The sequence below is a fragment of the Actinosynnema sp. NPDC053489 genome (assembly GCF_044544865.1).
Taxonomy (GTDB): Bacteria; Actinomycetota; Actinomycetes; order Mycobacteriales; family Pseudonocardiaceae; genus Actinosynnema.
The window spans coordinates 333,586-351,392 of the sequence record NZ_JBITXT010000007.1 but is presented as its reverse complement, the minus strand read 5'-3'; the positions used below and the strand labels follow the sequence as shown (position 1 = coordinate 351,392).

At 72.1% G+C, this 17,807-nt stretch carries 18 protein-coding genes; 7 read left to right on the top strand and 11 right to left on the bottom strand.

Translation table 11 applies throughout. The annotated features are described in order from the left end of the window. Positions 1-9 precede the first annotated feature (9 nt). Positions 10-1,233, top strand: a complete 1,224-nt coding sequence (locus ACIGNX_RS18795) for a hypothetical protein (RefSeq protein ID WP_396541638.1) — start codon at positions 10-12, stop codon at positions 1,231-1,233. Between the two features lie 137 nt (positions 1,234-1,370). Here the strand turns inward: ACIGNX_RS18795 and ACIGNX_RS18790 are convergent, their stop codons facing one another. From ACIGNX_RS18790 to ACIGNX_RS18775, 4 genes are all read right to left on the bottom strand, one after another. After that, positions 1,371-1,916 (bottom strand): hemerythrin domain-containing protein, encoded by a 546-nt coding sequence (locus ACIGNX_RS18790; protein ID WP_396541636.1) that lies wholly within the window; start codon positions 1,914-1,916, stop codon positions 1,371-1,373. 46 nt (positions 1,917-1,962) lie between these two features. Continuing rightward, on the bottom strand, positions 1,963-2,967 hold the full coding sequence (locus tag ACIGNX_RS18785) for an NlpC/P60 family protein (protein WP_396541634.1): 1,005 nt from the start codon (positions 2,965-2,967) through the stop codon (positions 1,963-1,965). A gap of 123 nt (positions 2,968-3,090) precedes the next feature. Continuing rightward, a complete protein-coding gene (locus ACIGNX_RS18780) occupies positions 3,091-3,453 on the bottom strand; it encodes a DUF397 domain-containing protein (protein ID WP_396541632.1) in 363 nt (120 codons plus the stop codon). Continuing rightward, a complete protein-coding gene (locus tag ACIGNX_RS18775) occupies positions 3,453-4,328 on the bottom strand; it encodes a helix-turn-helix domain-containing protein (protein WP_396541630.1) in 876 nt (291 codons plus the stop codon). Before ACIGNX_RS18775 ends, ACIGNX_RS18780 begins: the two co-directional genes overlap by 1 nt. 140 nt (positions 4,329-4,468) lie before the next feature. Between ACIGNX_RS18775 and ACIGNX_RS18770 the strand changes: the two genes are divergently transcribed. Continuing rightward, positions 4,469-5,008: a Scr1 family TA system antitoxin-like transcriptional regulator gene (locus ACIGNX_RS18770; RefSeq protein WP_396541628.1), complete on the top strand. Its 540-nt coding sequence runs from the start codon at positions 4,469-4,471 to the stop codon at positions 5,006-5,008. A gap of 269 nt (positions 5,009-5,277) precedes the next feature. On the opposite strand, the gene ACIGNX_RS18765 is transcribed toward ACIGNX_RS18770, so the two are convergent. Beyond that, entirely contained in the window at positions 5,278-5,535 is a 258-nt protein-coding gene (locus ACIGNX_RS18765; RefSeq protein ID WP_396541626.1) for a hypothetical protein, read from the bottom strand. Between the two features lie 163 nt (positions 5,536-5,698). Here ACIGNX_RS18765 and ACIGNX_RS18760 point away from each other — a divergent pair, with 163 nt between their 5' ends. Together ACIGNX_RS18760 and ACIGNX_RS18755 are read left to right on the top strand one after the other, a co-directional pair. Further along, positions 5,699-6,937, top strand: coding sequence for a lytic polysaccharide monooxygenase (locus ACIGNX_RS18760; protein ID WP_396541624.1), 1,239 nt, complete (start codon positions 5,699-5,701; stop codon positions 6,935-6,937). Next, the gene (locus tag ACIGNX_RS18755) at positions 6,937-7,482 is read left to right on the top strand and encodes a hypothetical protein (RefSeq protein WP_396541622.1); all 546 of its coding nucleotides are present in this window, start codon (positions 6,937-6,939) and stop codon (positions 7,480-7,482) included. The genes ACIGNX_RS18760 and ACIGNX_RS18755 overlap by 1 nt, the downstream gene beginning before the upstream one ends. 13 nt (positions 7,483-7,495) lie before the next feature. On the opposite strand, the gene ACIGNX_RS18750 is transcribed toward ACIGNX_RS18755, so the two are convergent. The 5 genes from ACIGNX_RS18750 to ACIGNX_RS18730 all read right to left on the bottom strand — a co-directional run bounded on the left by ACIGNX_RS18750 (position 7,496) and on the right by ACIGNX_RS18730 (position 12,890). After that, positions 7,496-8,539: a LacI family DNA-binding transcriptional regulator gene (locus tag ACIGNX_RS18750; RefSeq protein WP_396541620.1), complete on the bottom strand. Its 1,044-nt coding sequence runs from the start codon at positions 8,537-8,539 to the stop codon at positions 7,496-7,498. A 387-nt stretch (positions 8,540-8,926) separates the two neighbouring features. Then, on the bottom strand, positions 8,927-9,937 hold the full coding sequence (locus ACIGNX_RS18745; RefSeq protein ID WP_396541618.1) for an endo-1,4-beta-xylanase: 1,011 nt from the start codon (positions 9,935-9,937) through the stop codon (positions 8,927-8,929). A 24-nt stretch (positions 9,938-9,961) separates the two neighbouring features. Beyond that, a complete protein-coding gene (locus ACIGNX_RS18740) occupies positions 9,962-10,780 on the bottom strand; it encodes a carbohydrate ABC transporter permease (protein ID WP_396541616.1) in 819 nt (272 codons plus the stop codon). After that, entirely contained in the window at positions 10,777-11,631 is an 855-nt protein-coding gene (locus tag ACIGNX_RS18735) for a carbohydrate ABC transporter permease (protein ID WP_396541614.1), read from the bottom strand. The genes ACIGNX_RS18740 and ACIGNX_RS18735 overlap by 4 nt, the downstream gene beginning before the upstream one ends. Continuing rightward, positions 11,631-12,890: an extracellular solute-binding protein gene (locus ACIGNX_RS18730; protein ID WP_396541612.1), complete on the bottom strand. Its 1,260-nt coding sequence runs from the start codon at positions 12,888-12,890 to the stop codon at positions 11,631-11,633. Before ACIGNX_RS18730 ends, ACIGNX_RS18735 begins: the two co-directional genes overlap by 1 nt. 229 nt (positions 12,891-13,119) lie before the next feature. On the opposite strand from ACIGNX_RS18730, the gene ACIGNX_RS18725 reads away from it, so the two are divergent. The 3 genes from ACIGNX_RS18725 to ACIGNX_RS18715 are packed head-to-tail and all read left to right on the top strand — an operon-like array spanning position 13,120 to position 16,695. Further along, a complete protein-coding gene (locus ACIGNX_RS18725; protein WP_378090689.1) occupies positions 13,120-14,109 on the top strand; it encodes a LacI family DNA-binding transcriptional regulator in 990 nt (329 codons plus the stop codon). Continuing rightward, positions 14,103-16,409, top strand: coding sequence for a glycoside hydrolase family 3 N-terminal domain-containing protein (locus tag ACIGNX_RS18720; RefSeq protein ID WP_396541610.1), 2,307 nt, complete (start codon positions 14,103-14,105; stop codon positions 16,407-16,409). Before ACIGNX_RS18725 ends, ACIGNX_RS18720 begins: the two co-directional genes overlap by 7 nt. A gap of 7 nt (positions 16,410-16,416) precedes the next feature. Continuing rightward, the gene (locus tag ACIGNX_RS18715) at positions 16,417-16,695 is read left to right on the top strand and encodes a hypothetical protein (protein ID WP_396541608.1); all 279 of its coding nucleotides are present in this window, start codon (positions 16,417-16,419) and stop codon (positions 16,693-16,695) included. A 52-nt stretch (positions 16,696-16,747) separates the two neighbouring features. Here the strand turns inward: ACIGNX_RS18715 and ACIGNX_RS18710 are convergent, their stop codons facing one another. After that, the gene (locus ACIGNX_RS18710; RefSeq protein ID WP_396541606.1) at positions 16,748-17,716 is read right to left on the bottom strand and encodes an acetylxylan esterase; all 969 of its coding nucleotides are present in this window, start codon (positions 17,714-17,716) and stop codon (positions 16,748-16,750) included. Between the last annotated feature and the right edge of the window lie 91 nt (positions 17,717-17,807).

Genomic DNA, 17,807 nt, shown 5'->3' with positions numbered 1-17,807 from the left:
GAGTTGGCAGTGTCCTGGTTGCTCACCACCGTCCTGTGCGTGGCGGCGTTCCTGGCGGGCGCGGCAGTCGTCTGGCTGCGCCTGACCCCGACGATCCGCTCCCTGCGCACCCGCCTGGACCACCCGACCGACACCCCCGCTTCCGACCAACCCCCAACCGACCCCACTCCCGCCACAGCCACCCCCACCCCAGCCACCGCGGTCACCCCGGCCGATCCCGCCGCCGCCCTGGTCACCGCCGAACCAGCCACCGCCCTGGCCGCCACCGAGTCCGCCACCCCGGCCGCCACCCCGGCCGCCAACCCCGCCGCCGAACCGGCCACCGCTGAGCCGACCACTGCCGAGCTTGCCGCCTCCGAGCCGACCGCCGAGCCCGCCGTCGCTGAGCCGACCGTCGCCGAGCGCGCCCCCGCTGAGTCCGCCGCCGCTGAGTCCGCCGCAACCTCGGACATCACGGCCGACCGGACCGCCGAGCCCACTGCCGACGCCGAGCCCACTGCCGCTACCGGTCCTGCCGACAACACCCCGGCCGTTGCCGAGCCGCTCGCCGCCGAGCGGACCACCGAGCCTGTCGCCAACTCCGCCGCCGCCACTGATCCGGCCGACACGACCCTGGCCGGTGTCGAGCCCGCCGCCGCCGAGCCCGTCGCAGCCTCGGACATCACCGCCGAGTCCGCCGAGCCGGTTGCCCCGCCCGCGGAGATCGCCGAGCCCACCGCCTCTGCCGACACCGCCTCTGCCGACACCGCCGACAACGCCACAGCCGTCGAGCCGGTCGCCGAGATCGCTGCCGAGCCGGTCGCCGGGATCGTCGAACCCGTCGCCGAGATCGCAGAACCCGCCGAGCCCGCTGCCGAGTCCGCCGCCGAACCCGCCGGCGAGATCCCGGCCGCCGAACCCGCCGCCATCGCGGCCGAGTCGGACACCCCTGCCGAGGTGGGAACGCCATCCGCCGAGACCGCTCCCGAGGCAGCTCCCGGGATTCCCGCCGAGACCCTCGCGCCGGTCGCCCCCACCGCCGTCGAGGTCCCGGCCGTCGCCGCCGAAATCGTTGCGCCCCACACGGGTGACGGGCTCGCGGTCAAGGCGAATTCCAAGTCGAGGATCTTCCACACGCCCGACTCGCCGTACTACAAGCGCATGAAGGGCGACGTCACGTTCGCCTCCGCCGAAGACGCCGAGCGCGCCGGCTACACCCAGTGGACCCCGAAGCCCAAGGCCGTCGCCCGCTGACCCGCACCACCGCACCACCAAGCCACACCGCCACGCCAAGCCACACCGCACCACCACACCGCCACGCCCGCGGACACCTCACGTGCCGCGGGCGTGGCGGTCTCCTCGCCTCAAACCAGGACAGCCGCGAACGCCCGTCAGGACGCGTGCAGCTCCTTCTCCAACTGCGCCTTGCTCTTGCCCGACGCCCCGCTCAGACCGGCGTTGCGCGCCTGCGCCAGCAACTCCTCGCGCGTCGCCTCACCCGGCTGGTCGCCCAGGTGCCTGGCCCGGCTCTCCGCGAACGCCCGGCCCAGCTCCTCGCGCCGCTTCTCGTCCAACCGCTCCCGCATGCCGGGCAGCACCGTCGACTCCTCTTCCTCGACGTGGTGCGTCACCGACTCGACCAGCTCCTGCAGGACGTCCTCGAAGGCGGGCGACGTCGGGTCGGTCTTGGAGAGCTTCAGCAGCAGCTCCTCCGCCTCGACGTGCTCCTCCTGGCTGTGCGCGACCTCGTCGACCTCGCCGGCCTCGTCCTTCGCCGCCGGGTAGACCTCGGCCTCCTCCGCGCGGCTGTGCGCGGTCAGCACGGCGGTCAGCACCGGCACCAGCAGCGGGCGCTTCTCCGGGTGGTCCTTCAGCTCGGCGAACAGCCGCTCGACCTCGCGGTGGTCCTGCATGATCAGATCGACAACGTCCGGCATGTCTTCCTCCGTCACGTGACTGTGGCGCAGGAGTAGTACCCGGGATTCAGCCGACCACGCGTCGGATCACGTCGACCGGTCCGATCGACTCGATGTCCTGCACCTTCACCGGCACGCCCTCGGTGGAGGCGTGCACGGCGCGGATGCCGTCGATCGCCATCGCCACGTGCGTCTGACCCGCGTAGTAGATGATCAGGTCACCGGCCTTGACGTCGTTGCGCGACACCTGCCTGCCGATGGTGGCCTGGCCGTAGGTGGTGCGGGGGATCGCGATGCCGGCGGACCGGTACGCGGCCTGCATCAGGCTGGAGCAGTCCCAGCTGTCCGGCCCGTTCGACCCGTACACGTAGGGCTTCCCGCGCTGCGACAACGCGAACGCCAGCGCCTCGCCCGCCTTGCCCGCGGGCACCGGGATGGCGCTCATGTCGCCCCGGCTGTTCAGCGCGGCCCGCTCCGAGGCGCTCAACGACCGGTACGCCTCGCGCGCCTCGGTGATCTGCCCGTCCAGCGCGGCCTTGCGCTGGTCGATGTCGGCGATGGCCCTGGTGGCGGTGTCGGCGGCCTCGGTCGCGCGGCGCGCGGCGTCGTCGGCCCGGCCCACGGCGTCGGCCAACCCCTGCAACGCCTCCGCGTTGTCGCCCGCCAGCACGCCGAGCGCGGACATGCGGTTGAGGAAGTCCTGCTGCGAGTCGCTGACCAGCAACGCCGACAGCTGGCTGAACCGCGCGCCCTCGAACGACGCCTCGGTGAGCAGGTCGACCTGGCCGCGCAACGCCTCCTGCGCCTGCTGGGCGGAGGTCAGGTCCCGGTTGGCCTGGTCCAGGGCGCCCTGGGCGCCGGACAGGGCGTCCTGCGCGCGCAGGTGCTCCTCGTTCAGCGCCTCGGCCTGCCGGGACAGGTCGTTGTACTTCTGCAACGCCGCCGAGGCGTCGGACGGGACCTCGGGGTCGGCGGTGGCCTGGGGGAGCGGCATCGCGACGCCGAGCAGCGTGGAGACGGCGGTCGCCGTCAGGGCCGCGCGGACGGTGCGCTGAGCGGATTTCGACGCCACGGTTCGCGCGATCCTCCTTGAGCCGGGTGGTGACCCCGAACGGGTCGCGCCGTCGAGGTCTCGGACAGGTTACGGAACCCGTCCGCGCTCGTCCATAACGGGTGCGGTTCCGTGACCTGCGGCTCAGGCGACCGCGGTGGAGTGGCGGAACTCGCCCGCGCGCACCCCCCGCAGGAACATCTCCCACTCGCCGCGCGTGTAGCGCAGCGAGGTGCCGTCGTGGCTCGCCCGCAGGACCACCCCGCCGCGCGGCGCGGGCAGCACGGCCAACGCGCCGTCCGCGTCCGGGGAACCCGCCTGCAACCGGCGCAGGAAGTCGTCCCACCGCGGCGCGTCGACGGTGATCACCGGGCCGCTGCCCCGGTCCTTGGTGTCGCGCACCAGGACCGAGTCCCCGTCGAACCGCACCTCGACGCAGTCGCCGGACGCCGTGCTGAAGCTGCTCTTGAACCAACCGCGTGCCGTGGCGGAGGGGGTGTGCCGCATCAGGACCGCTCCATCTCGTGGTAGACCGCGTCGATGAACTCGCGGGAGTCCCGGTCGCCGAGCGCCCGGTCGAACGTCTCGGCGAAGCTCGCCGTCGACTCGAGTATCACTTGGCGCTTGTCCACGAGGACACCGCTGATCGCTGTCTCCTGGTAGATCAGGTCGCCGAGCCTGGTGGAGCGGAACGAGAGGATCTTCAACGCCGAACCGAGCAGCGGGTGCGCGCCCGCGGCGAAGGGCATGACCCGGACGCGGACGTGACCGCCCTTGCGGTCGAGGACTTCCAGCAGGTGGCCCAGTTGCGCCCGCATGACGCCCGGGTCGCCGACCCGTTGGCGCAACGCGGCTTCGCCGAGCACGACGTCCAGCCGCAACGGGTGGTCGCCGTCGAGCCTGCCCTGCCGCGCGAGCCGCGTCCGCAGCCGGGGGTCGACGTCGACCGGCCGGATGTACGGCGTGCCCGCCCGCACCACCGCCCGCGCGTAGTCGGCGGTCTGCAGCAGCCCGGGGATGATGTCCGGCGCGTACTCGAACACCTTGTCCGCACCCGCTTCCAGGCCGAGCAGGCGCAGGAACTCGTCGGGGTAGAGGCGGGTGTAGTCGTACCACCACTCGCGCCGCTCGGTGCGCGCCCGCACCGCTTCGAGGTCGGCGCGCTCGGGGTCGGGCAGCTCGTAGGCGTCGGCCAGGTCGGCGAGCTTGGCGGCGGTGAGGCGGCGCTTGCCGGACTCGATGGCGGACAGGTTGGTCCCGCCGATGCCCGTACTCCGGCCGACCGCCGCGGCCGTGAGCCCGAGCCGTTCCCGGTGCTCGCGCAGCCTCAGCCCGAGTTCCCACGCCTGCACCGTGCTGGAGGTGGGGGCGTCGTCGCCCATGTCCTTCGTCCCGTCGATCCCTGGGGTGGGGCGACGCACAGCGTAGCGACGGCCACCCGTTCGACTAATCGACAGTGGGATAAGTATCAAGATAGCTTCGGGCGGCACGCGCGGCGCACCGCAGTCGAGGAGATGACCTGGTGGACCACAAGCCCTCGCTGCGCAGCCGCCTGCTCGGCCGGGAACTGCGCCGGGTCCGCGAGGCCGCCGGCCTGACCGCGGCCGAGCTCGCCCGCCGCACGCGCCGGCCCACGAGCAGCATCGAGCGGCTGGAGGACGGCATCGCCGCCTCGTCCTCGCCCGACCCGACGCTGTGGTGCGCCTGGGGGACCGAGGCGAGCTGCCTGATCAACGTGCTGTGCCGCACCTCCGCCCGCGTCGACGTCTTCGCGCCGCTGGGGGTCCACCCGTCCCTGGAACAGCTCGACGCCGACCGCTGCACGGCCTACGTGCTGGAGGGCACGGTGGTCGACCGCGCGGACGTCACCGTCCGGTTCATCCCGCGCGGCGCGGAGCTGTGCCCGGGCGTCGAGCACCCGCTGACCCGGTTCGCGTTCCCGGACGGCCCGGGCGTGGTCTTCTACCCCTACCTGCACCGGGCGATGTTCACCGAGGAACCGGACCACCTGCGGTCGGCGGACCGGCTGTTCGCCCGGCTGGCCGCGCTGACCGGCGGGTAGCACCAGCCCGGTGAGGTCCGTGCGCCCGCCGGGGTGGCCCACCGCGCGGCCGGCGGCGGTGGCGAGCCGTCCGGCGTCCTCCGGGCCGTCGCCGCGCGCCGGCGCCACGGTCGGCGCCGCCGGCCGGCATCCCGGACGCGGCGGACGTCGTCCGGCGTCACGGGGGTCGGCTCGGGGACGTCCTCCAGGTACCGGTACCCCCCGTCGCACACGAGGTCCACGAGCAGCGCCGTGCGGGGCGCCTTCGCGGCACACCACCGCGGCCGTCGCTACGCCGTCCGCGTCGAGCCGCTCGACCAGCAGGCGGCCCTCCCGGTCGTCCCGACGACGCCGACGAGCGCGGCCGTCGCGCCGAGCTGCCTGGTGCCGCGGGCGATGTCGGCGCCCTTGCCGCCGAGCATTTCGCGCCGTTCCAGCACGCCCGCCGAGCCCCCGGTCGCGGGCACCTCCGGCACCACCAGCACCAGGTCACGGGCTATCCGGCCGACCACCGCGATCCGCCTGCCCGGGTGCCACCCGGTGGCCACCAGTTGAAACGGGTCGTTGACGTGGCGTCACGGTGGTGCGATCGTAATTCTGGGAGCGCTCCCAGTCCCCGTGGTTCACAGATCACCGTCGATCTGAAGGAGAAGGTCCTTGCGACTCAAGCGCTTTGGGGCGTTGGCCGTTGCCGCGCTCGGAGTGGTCGGTGTGACCAGCGTGTTCGTCCAGAGCGGCGTGGCGCTGGCGCACGGTTCGATGACCTACCCGGCAAGCCGCACCTACGCCTGCTACGAGGACGGCAGGGCGGGCAGCGGCGGCGGCGACCTGAACCCGACGAACCCGGCGTGCGTCGCCGCGGTGCAGCTCGGGGGCAAGCAGCCGCTGTGGGACTGGTACGGCAACCTGATCAGCCTGGCGGGCGGCCGGCACCGCGAGATCATCGCCGACGGCGACCTGTGCGGTCCGACCACGAAGTACGACGCCTACAACCTGCCCCGCGCCGACTGGCCGACGACCACGTTGCAGGCGGGCGCGCGGATCAACTTCAAGTACAACGCCTGGGCTCCGCACCCCGGCACCTGGGACCAGTACGTCACCAAGGACGGCTTCGACGTCACGCAGCCGCTGAAGTGGTCGGACCTGGAGCCCGTGCCGTTCGACAGCATCACCAACCCGGTCGCGGTCGGCGGCGAGTACTCCTGGAACGGCACCCTGCCGAACAAGACCGGTCGCCACATCATCTACTCGATCTGGCAGCGCAACGACAGCCCCGAGGCGTTCTACAGCTGCTCGGACGTGATCTTCACCGGCGGCAGCACCGGCGGTGACACCCAGGCGCCCACCGCGCCCGGCGCGCCCACCGCGACGGCCACGGCCGACTCGGTGTCGCTGAGCTGGTCGGCGGCCTCGGACAACACCGGCGTCAGCGGCTACACCGTGTACCGGGAGGCGGGCGCCACCGACGTGGCCGTCGCGACGACGTCCGGCACCACGGCGACCGTCACCGGCCTGGCCGCGGACACGGCTTACCAGTTCTACGTGGTGGCGCGGGACGCGGCGGGCAACACCTCGTCCCCGTCGGCGGTGGTCTCCGTGCGCACCGCCACGGGCGGCGGCACGACACCGGGCGCGTGCTCGGTGGCCTACACCGTGGCCAGCGCGTGGTCCGGCGGCTTCACCGCGAACGTGACGGTGAAGAACACGGGCACGAGCGCGGTCAACGCGTGGCAGCTCGTGTGGGACCTCCCCTCGGGTCAGGGGATCAGCCAGGCGTGGTCGGCGGAGGTCGCCGTCTCGGCGGGCAAGGCCACCGCGAAGGGCGCGAGCTGGAACCAGAACATCCAGCCGGGCCAGTCGGCGACCTTCGGGTTCAACGGCACGTCGCAGGGGACGCCCGCGAAGCCGACGTCGTTCGCCCTCAACGGCGCTTCCTGCGCCGCGGCCTGATGTTGGGGCGGTGCGCGGCCCTGGTCGCGCTCCTGGTGGGGTCGGTCGCCTGCTCCTCGGCGGCGACCGGTCCCACCGGCCTGGGCTCGAACGCGCTCGGCCCGCCGCTGGGCACCTCGGCGGAGGTGGGGCAGTGGGTGCGGGAGAAGACCGGGCAGTGCGACGAGGTGGTGCCGCGGACGATGGCGGAGTTCGCCGACTTCGTCGGCCCGCTGCGGGCGAAGCTCTACGCGCCGTACGTGGCGGAGTGGTCGACGTGCTCGGCCGGGCCGTACGAGCGGCTCGGGTTGGTGGTCTTCCAGCGCGACAAGCTGGCGGACTTCCAGCGCTCCTGGCAGGGGGCGCTGTCGGCCGGCGAGGTGGCGGACAACCCGGACTTCGGCTTCGGCAACGGCTTCGCGCTGAGCGGCACGCTCGGCCTGGAGCTGCTGGGGCTGCACGAACTGCGTTGCACACCGGTGGGTGCCGGCGAGGAGGTGGGGCACACCCTGCCCGCGGAGGCGCAGGGGTGCACCTACGTCCAGCAGCCGGGCCACCACCACTAGAGGAGGCGGCTCGTCAGCGCGGCGCGGCGGTGCTCTGACGCACCACCAGCGTGGTGGCAAGCTCGATTCGGCGGTGTTCGGGCTCTTCACCACGTGCCAGCGTGATGGCGAGACGGGTGCCCGCCGCGGCCATGTCCTGCAGCGGCTGCCGGACCGTGGTCAGCGGCGGGCCCACCCACTGCGCCACCGGGAGGTCGTCGAAGCCGATGACGCTGAGGTCCTCCGGGACGCGCAGGCCGGCGGCGCGTGCCGCCTCGTACACGCCGAGGGCCTGCAGGTCCGACCCGGCGAAGACGGCCGTGGGCGGGTCCGGGAGGTCGAGCAGCGGCGCGAACTGGGCGCGACCGGACTCGACGTGGAAGTCGCCGTAGCGGACCAGGGTGGGGTCGTAGGCCAGGCCCGCGGTCTCCAGCGCGGCGCGGTAGCCGTCCACGCGGGCGCGGCTGCACAGCACCCGTTCCGGGCCGCCGATCATGGCGATGCGGCGGTGGCCCAGCTCGATGAGGTGGCGGGTGGCGGTCAGGCCGCCGTTCCAGTTGGTGGCTCCTATGGAGGGCGTCTCCAGCTGGGGTTCGCCGATCGGGTCGACCACCACGACCGGGATGTCCCGCGCGCGCAGCTTGGCCAGCTGCGAGGACGTGAGGTCGGAGAAGACGGAGATCACCGCCAGGGGCTTGCGGGCGATGACGCCCTCCAGCCAGCCGTGGCCGGGCGTGAGCCTGCCCTGCGACTCCGACAGCACCAGCGCGAGGCCCTGCTCGGCGGCGACCTGCTCCGCGCCGCGGATGATCTCCAGCGCCCAGGCGCTCTCCAGCTCGTGGAACATCAACTCCACGAGGTTGGACCGCCGCGACCGCTCGTCCGCCCGCCTCTGGTAGCCGTGCCTCCGGATGATCGCCTCGACCCGTTCCCGGGTGTGCGGCGCGACGTCGGCGCGACCGTTCATTACCTTCGAAACAGTCGGAACCGAGACCCCGGCCTCAGCCGCGATGGCGGCAATGGTCACTTTGCCAGAGGCTGTGCCATCCGAGGGTGACGGGTCGGCTTTGGTCGGCATGGGGGCAGTCTACGGCAGGCCAGGCCGGTTCCGGCTGCTGGACGCGGGGGAGCGGTGATGGGGTGTTCGTCACTTGGAGTACCCGTAACCGGGTCGAAACAATCGCATGGGTAATCGAAACTGTCGAATGTCCGATTGCTCCCACCGACAACACCCCGAGGTTACCGCAACGCGGATCACGCCCGTCCACCAAATGGGATCCCGAGAACGGTGGCTCACTCCGAGCGGTGAACTCACCGGTCCTGAACGCAGGACTCTCGCGACCTGAACGTAGGACTCTCGCGACCTGAACGTAGGACTCTCGCGACTTGGACGTAGGACTCTCGCGGGAGCCCTGCGTTCGGGTGGCTCGGGCCCGCGGGAGAGTGCGGGCCCGAGCCGGTCGGGTCAGCCCCGGCGGCGCGGACCGCCGGACGAGAGCTCGTCGCGCAGGGCCCGGTGGGCGGGCTTGGGCGCGTGGTTCTCGTCGAGGATGCCGGCCGCACCTTCACCCTCGAACCACCCGGGCACCCAGGAGTACTCGTCCGCGTACCCCCAGACCGTGAACGACAGGCAGCCCGGCGCGTCCAGGCACGCCCGCAGCAGCGCGCGGTAGCCGTCGGCCTGCGCGCGCAGCTTCACGTCGTCGACCGGCAGCACCACCCGCACGTCGGCCTCCGTCACCGCCGTCCGCACGCCGAGGGCCTCGAACCTCGCCAGGTTCTCGGCGAGCGTCACCGGCGGTTCGGACGCCTTGAGGTGCCCCTGCAGGCCGACGCCGTGGATCGGCACGCCCTGTCGTCTCAACTCGCGCACGAGGTCGTGCACGCCGTCGCTCTTGGCGTTGACGTCCTCCACCTCGTAGTCGTTGTAGAACAGCAGCGCGTCGGGGTCGGCCTCGTGCGCCCACCGGAACGCGTCCGCGACGTAGCCGGGACCCAGCGCCCGCAGCCAGAAGGTGTCACGGGGCGTCCCGTCGTCCTCGACCACCTCGTTCACCACGTCCCACTGCCAGATCCGCCCCCGGTACCGCCGCACGGTCGCCTGGACGTGCGCCTTGAGCACCGCGCCCAGCTCCCCGGGCGGCACGTCCGCGAGCCACGCCGGGTTCTGGTTGTGCCAGACCAGCGTGTGGCCGCGCACCCGCTGCCCGTTGGCCTCGGCGAACGCGACCAGCGCGTCCGCCGGACCCCACTCGTACCGCCCGCGCACGGGTTCGAGCGCGTCCCACTTCATCGCGTTCTCGGCCGTCACGGTGTCGAACTGCGCCGCCACCCACGACCGGTACCGCGCGTCGCCCGCCAGGGCGACCAGGTTGACGGCGGTGCCGATCGCGAGGCCGTGCCGCGCCGCGAGGTGGCGCAGCGCCGGCTCCGCCGCCACCGCGGGTGCGGCGGCAGCGGGCGGGACGTCGGGCACGGGTGCCTCCGGTCGGTGGTGGGCCTACTTGCCGAAACCGGCGGTGAGGCCGCTGAGCAGGAACCGCCGCCCGATCAGGTACACCACGAAGATCGGCAGCACGGACAGCGTCACGGCGGCGAGCAGCGCGGGCACGTTCGTGCCGAACTGCCCCTGGAAGTCCCACAACCCGAGGGTGAGCACCCGCGACGACTCCGACTGGGTGAGCACCAGGGGGAAGAGGAACCCGTTCCACGCGTTGAGCGCCGTGTAGACGACGACGGTCATGATCGCCGGCCGCGCCAGCGGCAGGACCAGCGACACGAGCACCCGCATCGGACCCGCGCCGTCGATCGCCTGCGCCTCGTACAGCTCCCGCGGCACGTCGCGCAGGCTGTTGACCAGCACCAGCATCGCCACCGGCAGCGCGAACGCCGCCGTCGGCAGGATGATCGCGGTCAACGTGTCGTACAGCTGCATCCGGGTGATCATCAGGTACACGGGGATGATCGTCGCCTGGGCGGGGATCGCCAGGCCCATCAGCAGCAGGGTGAACCCGCGCTGCACGAACTGGCTGGTGTTGCGCACCACCGCGTACGCGGCGGGCACGGTCACCAGCACCACGATCGCCACCGTCGCCACGGTCACGACGACGTTGTTGAGCAGGTACTGGCCGAAGCCGCCGGTCAGCACGGTGACGTAGTTGTCCAGCGACAACGCGTCCGGCACCGCCCACACGCTCTTGCCGAGGTACTCGGCGCGCGTGCGCAGCGACACCGTGACCAGGTAGAGCAGCGGTCCGACGACGATCGCCAGCCACACCAGGGCGAACAGCCCGGCGGGCCAGTTGGGACGAGACTTCACGACCCCTCCTGCTGGCTGCTCATCTGGCGGAACCCGCTCCAGCGCATGACCGCCAGCGACAGCGCGGTGCCCAGCACGACCAGCACGACCGCGATCGTGCTCGCGTAGCCCATCTCGAACCCGCTGAAGCCGGTGATGTACATGTGCAGCGGCAGGATGCGGGTCGCGGTGCCCGGCCCGCCGTTGGTCAGGATCAGCACCGTGTCGAACGTGGTCAGCGAGCCGACCAGCATCAGCACCGACGAGGTGACGATCGTGTACCGCAGCTGCGGCAGCGTGATGTGCCGGAACTTGCTCACCCGCGACGCGCCGTCGATGGTGGCCGCCTCGTACAGCGACGGCGGCACCGCCCGCGCCGCGCCCTGGTAGAGCAGGGTGTGGAACGGGATGAACTGCCACGAGATCACGAGGACCACCGTGTAGAGCGCGATGTCGGGGTCGCCCAGGAACAGCGGGCCGCCGACGAACGCGCCGAAGTTCGGTTCGAGCAGCGCCTGCCACAACAACGCGATGGCGGCCGTGGACAGCAGCAGCGGCAGGAAGAAGATCGAGCTGAGCACCGCCCGTGACCGCTGCTTGCCGGCCGCCCAGACCCCGATCAGCAACGCGATCGGGGTCTGGACGAGCCACGACACGACCATCAGCACCAGGGTCCGCCACACCGAGGCCCGCGCCTCGCTGTCCTCGAGCAACCGGGACCAGTTCTCGCCACCGGTGAGCGCCGGCGTGCCCAGGCCGTCCCAAGCGGTGAAGCTCAGGTAGATCACGAGCAGCATGGGCAGCGCGGCGAACAGGGCGAAGAACGCGAACGCCGGCACGGCGTACCAGGCCGAAGGCCGCTGGGACGACATCAGCGCGCGGCCACCGCGTCGACGAACTGCTGCGGCGAGACCTTGCCCAGGAAGAACTCCTGGAGCTGGGTGAGCATGAACGTCGCCTTGTCGGCGGGCAGGTCCTGGTCCCAGGACAGCTGGAAGTTCTTCGAGCCCAGCACCAGGTCGTAGATGAACGAGGCGTACTCCGGGTTCGGCGACTTCTTCAGCTTCTCCTCGGCGCCCACCACCGGCGGGACGTCACCGGCCTCGATCAGCGCCTCGACGTAGGAGTCCTTGTTCAGCTCGGTGGTGACGAACTTCTTCGCCGCGTCGAGGTTCTTCGAGTCCGCGGTGGCGGAGTAGAAGTTGCTGACGTTGCCGACGAGGTTGCCCGCGTCGCCCTTGCCGCCCGCGATCGACGGGAACGCGATCCAGCCCAGGTCGCCGTTCTTGACGAAGTCGGGGCTCTGGTCGAGCTGGTTGGTGTACTCCCACGAGCCCATGAGGTGCATCGCGGCCTTGCCCTGCGCCAGGATGGTCGACGCGCCACCGGCGTCGTAGCCGACGGAGGCGAAGTTGCTGCCGAACGCGCCGCGGTCGATCAGGTCCTTGAGCTTGGTCATGGCCTCGACCACGGCCGGGTCCTTCCAGCCCGCGGGGCCGTTGTCCCGGATCTTCTTGAACACCTCGGGGCCGGCGACGCGGTCGAGCACGTACTCGGCCCACATCAGCTCGGTCCACGCCTGGGTGCCGGCGAGGGCGATCGGGGTGATGCCCTTGGCCTTGAAGGTGTCGACGGCGGCGAGCAGCTCGTCCCACGTCGTCGGCGGCTTCGCGCCCGCCTCGGTGAACACCTTCTTGTTGAAGAACAGCAGCACGGGCTGCATGCCGCGCATCGGGACGCCGTAGTACTTGTCGCCGAGCTTGGCGCCCTCGAGCACGCTCGGGATGAACGCGTCCTTGACGGCCTTGTTGTCGTTGAGCACCTGGGTCAGGTCGGCGACCTTGCCGGCGTCGACGTACTCCTTGAGGTTGCCACCGCCCCAGTTGAAGAACAGGTCGGGGGCCTGGGGCGAGCCGATGGCCACCCGGAGCCGCTGCTTGTACGGGTCGTTGCCGAACGTCTCCAGCGCGGCGTTCCCACCGGCCGACTTGAACGAGTCGATCGACTTGTTCTCGATCTTGTTGAGGACCGGGTCCTCGAGCGCCCAGATCTTCAGCGCGCCGCTGCTGGACTCGCCCGGACCGGACGTGCCACACGCGGACACCACTGCTGTCAAGGCGACAAGCCCCATCGCGATGAGGGGACGCACCCACGAACGGCGGGACATGCGACCGCCACCCTTCTGCCACGCTGCGGATTTGTTCGTGGCATCGAAACATTTCGAAACATCCACGACTTGCGCAGACCTTAGGCGGGTGGCTAATCGGTGTCAAGCGTCACCATTCGGCGTGTCCGCGTATTGTTTCTGCACGTCAGGAGGTCACCCTTGTGTTTCGATCGAGTTTCGATACTATCGGCGCATGCGTCGAGCCACGTTGGCCACGATTGCCGCAGCAGCGGGGGTGTCTCTCCCGACGGTGTCCAAAGTCCTCAACGGGAAGGACGACGTCGGCGCGGAGACCAGGGCTCGGGTGCGGCAGTTGCTCGCCGAGTACGACTACGTGCCGGTCGGGTCCCGTCGGGCCTCCGGCCACCTGCTGGTCGACCTCGTGTTCACCGCCCTCGACAGCCCGTGGGCGGTGGAGATCATCCGTGGTGTCGTCGACACCGGACTGCACGTCGTGGTGTCGTCCACCGACAAACCCCGTCAGCACACGTCCTGGGCGGCGTCGCTGGTCGAGGCCAGGCGCGCGGGCGCGCTCCTGGTCACCTCCCAGCTGACGGCGGCCGACCGCCGCGTGCTGGCCAACTCCCGCATCCCCGTCGTGGTCATCGACCCCGTCGACCTGCCGCAGCCGAACGTGCCCAGCGTCGGCGCGACCAACTGGGCGGGCGGCCTGGCCGCCACCGAGCACCTCCTGCGCCTCGGCCACCGCCGGGTCGGCGTCATCGGCGGACCGGCCGGGATGCTGTGCAGCCGCGCGCGGGTCGACGGCTACCGCGCCGCGCTGGACCGCGCGGGCATCCCGTTCAACCCCGAGCTGGTCAAGCACGGGGACTTCAAGCACGAGGGCGGGTTCCGCCGCGCGGCCGAGCTCCTGGCGCTGCCGGACCGGCCGACGGCGATCTTCGCCGGCAACGACGAGCAGGCTTTAGGCGTGATCGAGGCGGCCCGCGTCGTGGGCCTGTCCGTGCCGCACGACCTGAGCGTGGTCGGCTTCGACGACCTGCCGGTCGCGGTGTGGTCCTCGCCCGCCCTCACCACCGTGCGCCAACCGCTCACCGAGATGGGCCGCCACGCGGGCCGCATGCTCGCCGACCTGATCGCGGGTCGCCCCGTGGAGACCGAACGGGTGGAACTGGCCACCGAACTCGTCGTCCGATCGTCAACGAAGGAGCCGCCGTGCTGAACCCCTGGGCCGATCCCGGAAGGCCGACCGGTGAGCGGGTCGCCGCCCTGCTGGCCGAGCTGACCCTGGAGGAGAAGCTGGCCCAGCTGGTGGGCGTGTGGGTGGGCATCTCCGAGGGTGAGGAGGTCGCCCCCGCGCAGCACGAGTTCGCCGAGCCGCTGCCGCCGTGGGACGAGCTGACCAAGCCCGGCCTCGGCCAGCTGACCCGGGTGTTCGGCACCGGGCCGGTCGACCCGCTGGTCGGCGCGAAGGTGCTGGCCGAGACGCAGCGCAAGCTGGTCGCCAACACCCGCTTCGGCATCCCCGCCATGGCTCACGAGGAGTGCCTGTCCGGCTTCACCGCCTGGCAGGCCACCGTCTTCCCGACCCCGCTCGCGTGGGGCGCGTCCTTCGACCCGGAGACGGTCGAGCGGATGGCCCGCGAGGTGGGGCTGGCGATGCGCGACGTCGGCGTCCACCAGGGGCTGGCGCCGGTGCTGGACGTGACCCGCGACCCGCGCTGGGGACGCACCGAGGAGACCATCGGCGAGGACCCGTACCTCGTCGGCCTCGTCGGCGCGGCCTACACCAGGGGGCTGGAGTCCAGCGGGATCGTCGCCACGCTCAAGCACTTCGCGGGGTACTCGGCCTCGCGCGGCGGGCGCAACCACGCGCCGGTGCACATGGGCCCGCGCGAGTTCGCCGACGTGGTGCTGCCGCCGTTCGAGATGGCGCTGCGGCTGGGCGGCGCGCGGTCGGTGATGAACTCCTACGCCGAGGTCGACGGCGTGCCGCCGGCGTCGGACCCGAGGCTGCTCACCGACCTGCTGCGCGGCGAGTGGGGCTTCACCGGCGTGGTGGTCGCCGACTACTTCGCGGTGTCGTTCCTGGAGACCGCGCACGGCGTCGCGGGCTCGCCGGGCGAGGCCGCCGCGCTCGCCCTGGCCGCCGGCATCGACGTGGAGCTGCCCAGCGTGCGCTGCTACGGCGAGCCGCTGGCCGAGCTGGTCCGCTCCGGCCGGGTGGACGAGGCGCTGGTCGACCAGGCGGTCACCCGCGTGCTGACCCAGAAGTGCGAGCTGGGCCTGCTGGACGAGGGCTGGCAGCCCGAGTCGCCCGCGGTGCTGCGCGGCGAACCGGTCGACCTCGACCCGCCGGCGCTGCGCGACCTGGCCCGCACGATGGCCGAGCGCTCGGTCGTGCTGCTGGACAACGCCTCCGGCGTGCTGCCGCTGCGCGAGGCGGGCAGGCTCGCCGTCGTCGGGCCGTGCGCGGACGACCTGCTGGCGCTGATGGGCTGCTACGCCTTCCCGAACCACGTGGGCGTGCAGCACCCCGAGGTCGCGCTCGGCGTGGAGATGGACACGATGCTCCAGGCCGTCCGCAAGGAGTTCCCGGACGCCTCGGTCACCACCGCCAAGGGCTGCGAGGTCGACGGCGACGACCGGTCGGGCATCGAGGACGCCGTCGCGGTGGCGCGCGAGGCCGACGTGGTGCTGGCCGTGCTGGGCGACCGGGCCGGGTTGTTCGGCCGCGGCACGTCCGGCGAGGGCTGCGACGCGGAGGACCTGAGCCTGCCCGGCGTGCAGGGCGAGCTGCTGGACCGGCTGCTGGCGCTGGACGTGCCGGTCGTGCTGGTGCTGCTCACCGGTCGCCCGTACGCCCTGGGCACGTACCGGCCGGCGGGGATCGTCCAGGCATTCTTCCCCGGCGAGGAGGGCGCGGTCGCGGTCGCGGGCGTGCTCAGCGGGCGGGTCAACCCGTCCGGCAAGCTGCCCGTGCAGGTGCCCCGCGGTCCCGGCGGCCAGCCCACCACGTACCTGCACCCGCCGCTGGGCGGTCCCGGCGGGGTCAGCTCGGTCGACCCGTCGCCCGCCTACCCGTTCGGGCACGGCCTGTCGTACACGTCGTTCGAGCTGTCGGACTTCGCGGCCGGCACCGAGTTCCCGACCGACGGCGAGGTCGAGGTGTCGTGCCTGGTGCGCAACACCGGCGACCGGGCCGGCGCGGAGGTCGTCCAGCTGTACCTGCACGACCCGGTGGCCAGCGTGACCCGGCCGGTGCGCCAGCTCGTCGGCTTCGCCCGGGTCGAGCTGGAGGCGGGCGCGGCCACCGAGGTCACGTTCCGGCTGCACGCCGACCGCACCTCGTTCACCGGCCGCGACGGCAGGCGGGTCGTGGAGACCGGCGACCTCGTGCTCCAGGTCGGCTGCTCGAGCGAGGACATCCGCTGGGAGCACAAGGTGCCGCTGACCGGCGAGCCGCGCGTGGTCGGCCACGACCGCGTGCTCGTGACCCCGGTGACCACCACGTCGCGATGAGGCGACCATGAGGTTGGCGCCCTTGCCGGTGCCGCCGGCGCTCCTCGCGCCGGCGGCACCGGCGGCGTCACCCACCCCGAACGACACCGCGGTGAACCGCCGGTGGGAGCGCAACACCTCGAGCAACGTCAACGAGACCGCCACCGGGCACCGGCTCACCGCGGGCGCGCACGCGCTCGAGCTGTGGGTGGTCGACCCGACCGTGGTGGTGCAGGAGCTGGTCGTGGACACGGGCGGGCTCAGGCCGAGTTACCCGGGCCCCCCGGAGAGCCGTCGAGTCCACTGACCGGGCAGGGTCGTGAGGGGACTATGGCGGTGGTCCCCTCACGACCCGCTCATCACAGGTGAGCGCGCAGGTGGCGCAGCTTGCGCTCGTCGTGCACCCGCGGCGTGGTGTGGCCGCTGAACGGGAACACCGCCATCTCCTTCGGCGCGGTGATCTCGTTGTAGGCCGCGTACACAGTGGACGGTGGGCACACCTCGTCCATCAGGCCGACGCTCAGCAACGACGTGGCCGTGATCCGCCTGGCCAGCAGCGCGCCGTCCACGTACCGCAGCGTGTCGCGGGCGGCCGGGATCAGGTCGACGTGCTGGGCCAGGAACTTCGCGATCTCGGCGTACGGCTCGGCGTCGGTCAGCGTGATGGCGCGCTGGAAGTCGCACAGGAACGGCACGTCCGCGTGGCAGACCTTCACCGCCTCGCCGTTGAGCGCGGCGGCGGCCAGCGCCAGCCCGCCGCCCTGGCTGCCGCCCGACACCGCGATGCGCGAGGCGTCCACGCCGTCGAGGGACGCGGCCACCTCCACGGCGCGTGCCGCGTCCACCATCAAGCGCGTGACGTAGTAGGTCTCGGGGGAGGCGATGCCGCGCGTCATCACGCCGGGGTGCTCGGGGCCGGCGAACCCGGAGTCCGGTGTCGCGCCGAGCGTCCACCGCCCGCCCTGGCCGCGGGTGTCCATGACGAACACCGCGTAACCCACGGACGGCAGCAGCGCGTGCTCCGAGGGCAGGCCGCGCCCGCCGCCGTACCCGATGTAGCAGACGACCGCGGGTAGCGGCTCCTCCCCGGAGCCCGCCGGGCGGAGGTACCAGCCGCGCACCCGGTCGCCGCCGTAGCCGGAGAACTCGACGTCCCAGACCGAGAGGGGGCCGTAGGCGTCGGCCGCGTACGGGGTGAGCACCGGCGGCAGGGCGGCGGCGCGGGCATCCTCCAACCGGGTCTTCCACCACAGGTCGAGGTTGTCCGGTTCGACGGTGTCGGTCCGGTACAGCGCCAGTTCCCGCTCGGAGAGGTCGAACCACGGCACGGCGGTCCCCTTTCACAGATTCCGTTAAGCGCTTAATTACCCTACCGGGCCAGGTGGGGTGCGTGGCGGTCTAGACTTATTGATCACCGAC

Bases quoted from the DNA above. Each gene is read 5' to 3' on its own strand.
- ACIGNX_RS18775 (WP_396541630.1), bottom strand. From the start codon at position 4,328: ATGGGCGACGACGCCCCCACCTCCAGCACGGTGCAGGCGTGGGAACTC.
- ACIGNX_RS18755 (WP_396541622.1), top strand. From the start codon at position 6,937: ATGTTGGGGCGGTGCGCGGCCCTGGTCGCGCTCCTGGTGGGGTCGGTC.
- ACIGNX_RS18730 (WP_396541612.1), bottom strand. From the start codon at position 12,890: ATGGGGCTTGTCGCCTTGACAGCAGTGGTGTCCGCGTGTGGCACGTCC.
- ACIGNX_RS18735 (WP_396541614.1), bottom strand. From the start codon at position 11,631: ATGTCGTCCCAGCGGCCTTCGGCCTGGTACGCCGTGCCGGCGTTCGCG.
- ACIGNX_RS18715 (WP_396541608.1), top strand. From the start codon at position 16,417: ATGAGGTTGGCGCCCTTGCCGGTGCCGCCGGCGCTCCTCGCGCCGGCG.
- ACIGNX_RS18780 (WP_396541632.1), bottom strand. From the start codon at position 3,453: ATGCGGCACACCCCCTCCGCCACGGCACGCGGTTGGTTCAAGAGCAGC.
- ACIGNX_RS18750 (WP_396541620.1), bottom strand. From the start codon at position 8,539: ATGCCGACCAAAGCCGACCCGTCACCCTCGGATGGCACAGCCTCTGGC.
- ACIGNX_RS18790 (WP_396541636.1), bottom strand. From the start codon at position 1,916: ATGCCGGACGTTGTCGATCTGATCATGCAGGACCACCGCGAGGTCGAG.
- ACIGNX_RS18725 (WP_378090689.1), top strand. From the start codon at position 13,120: ATGCGTCGAGCCACGTTGGCCACGATTGCCGCAGCAGCGGGGGTGTCT.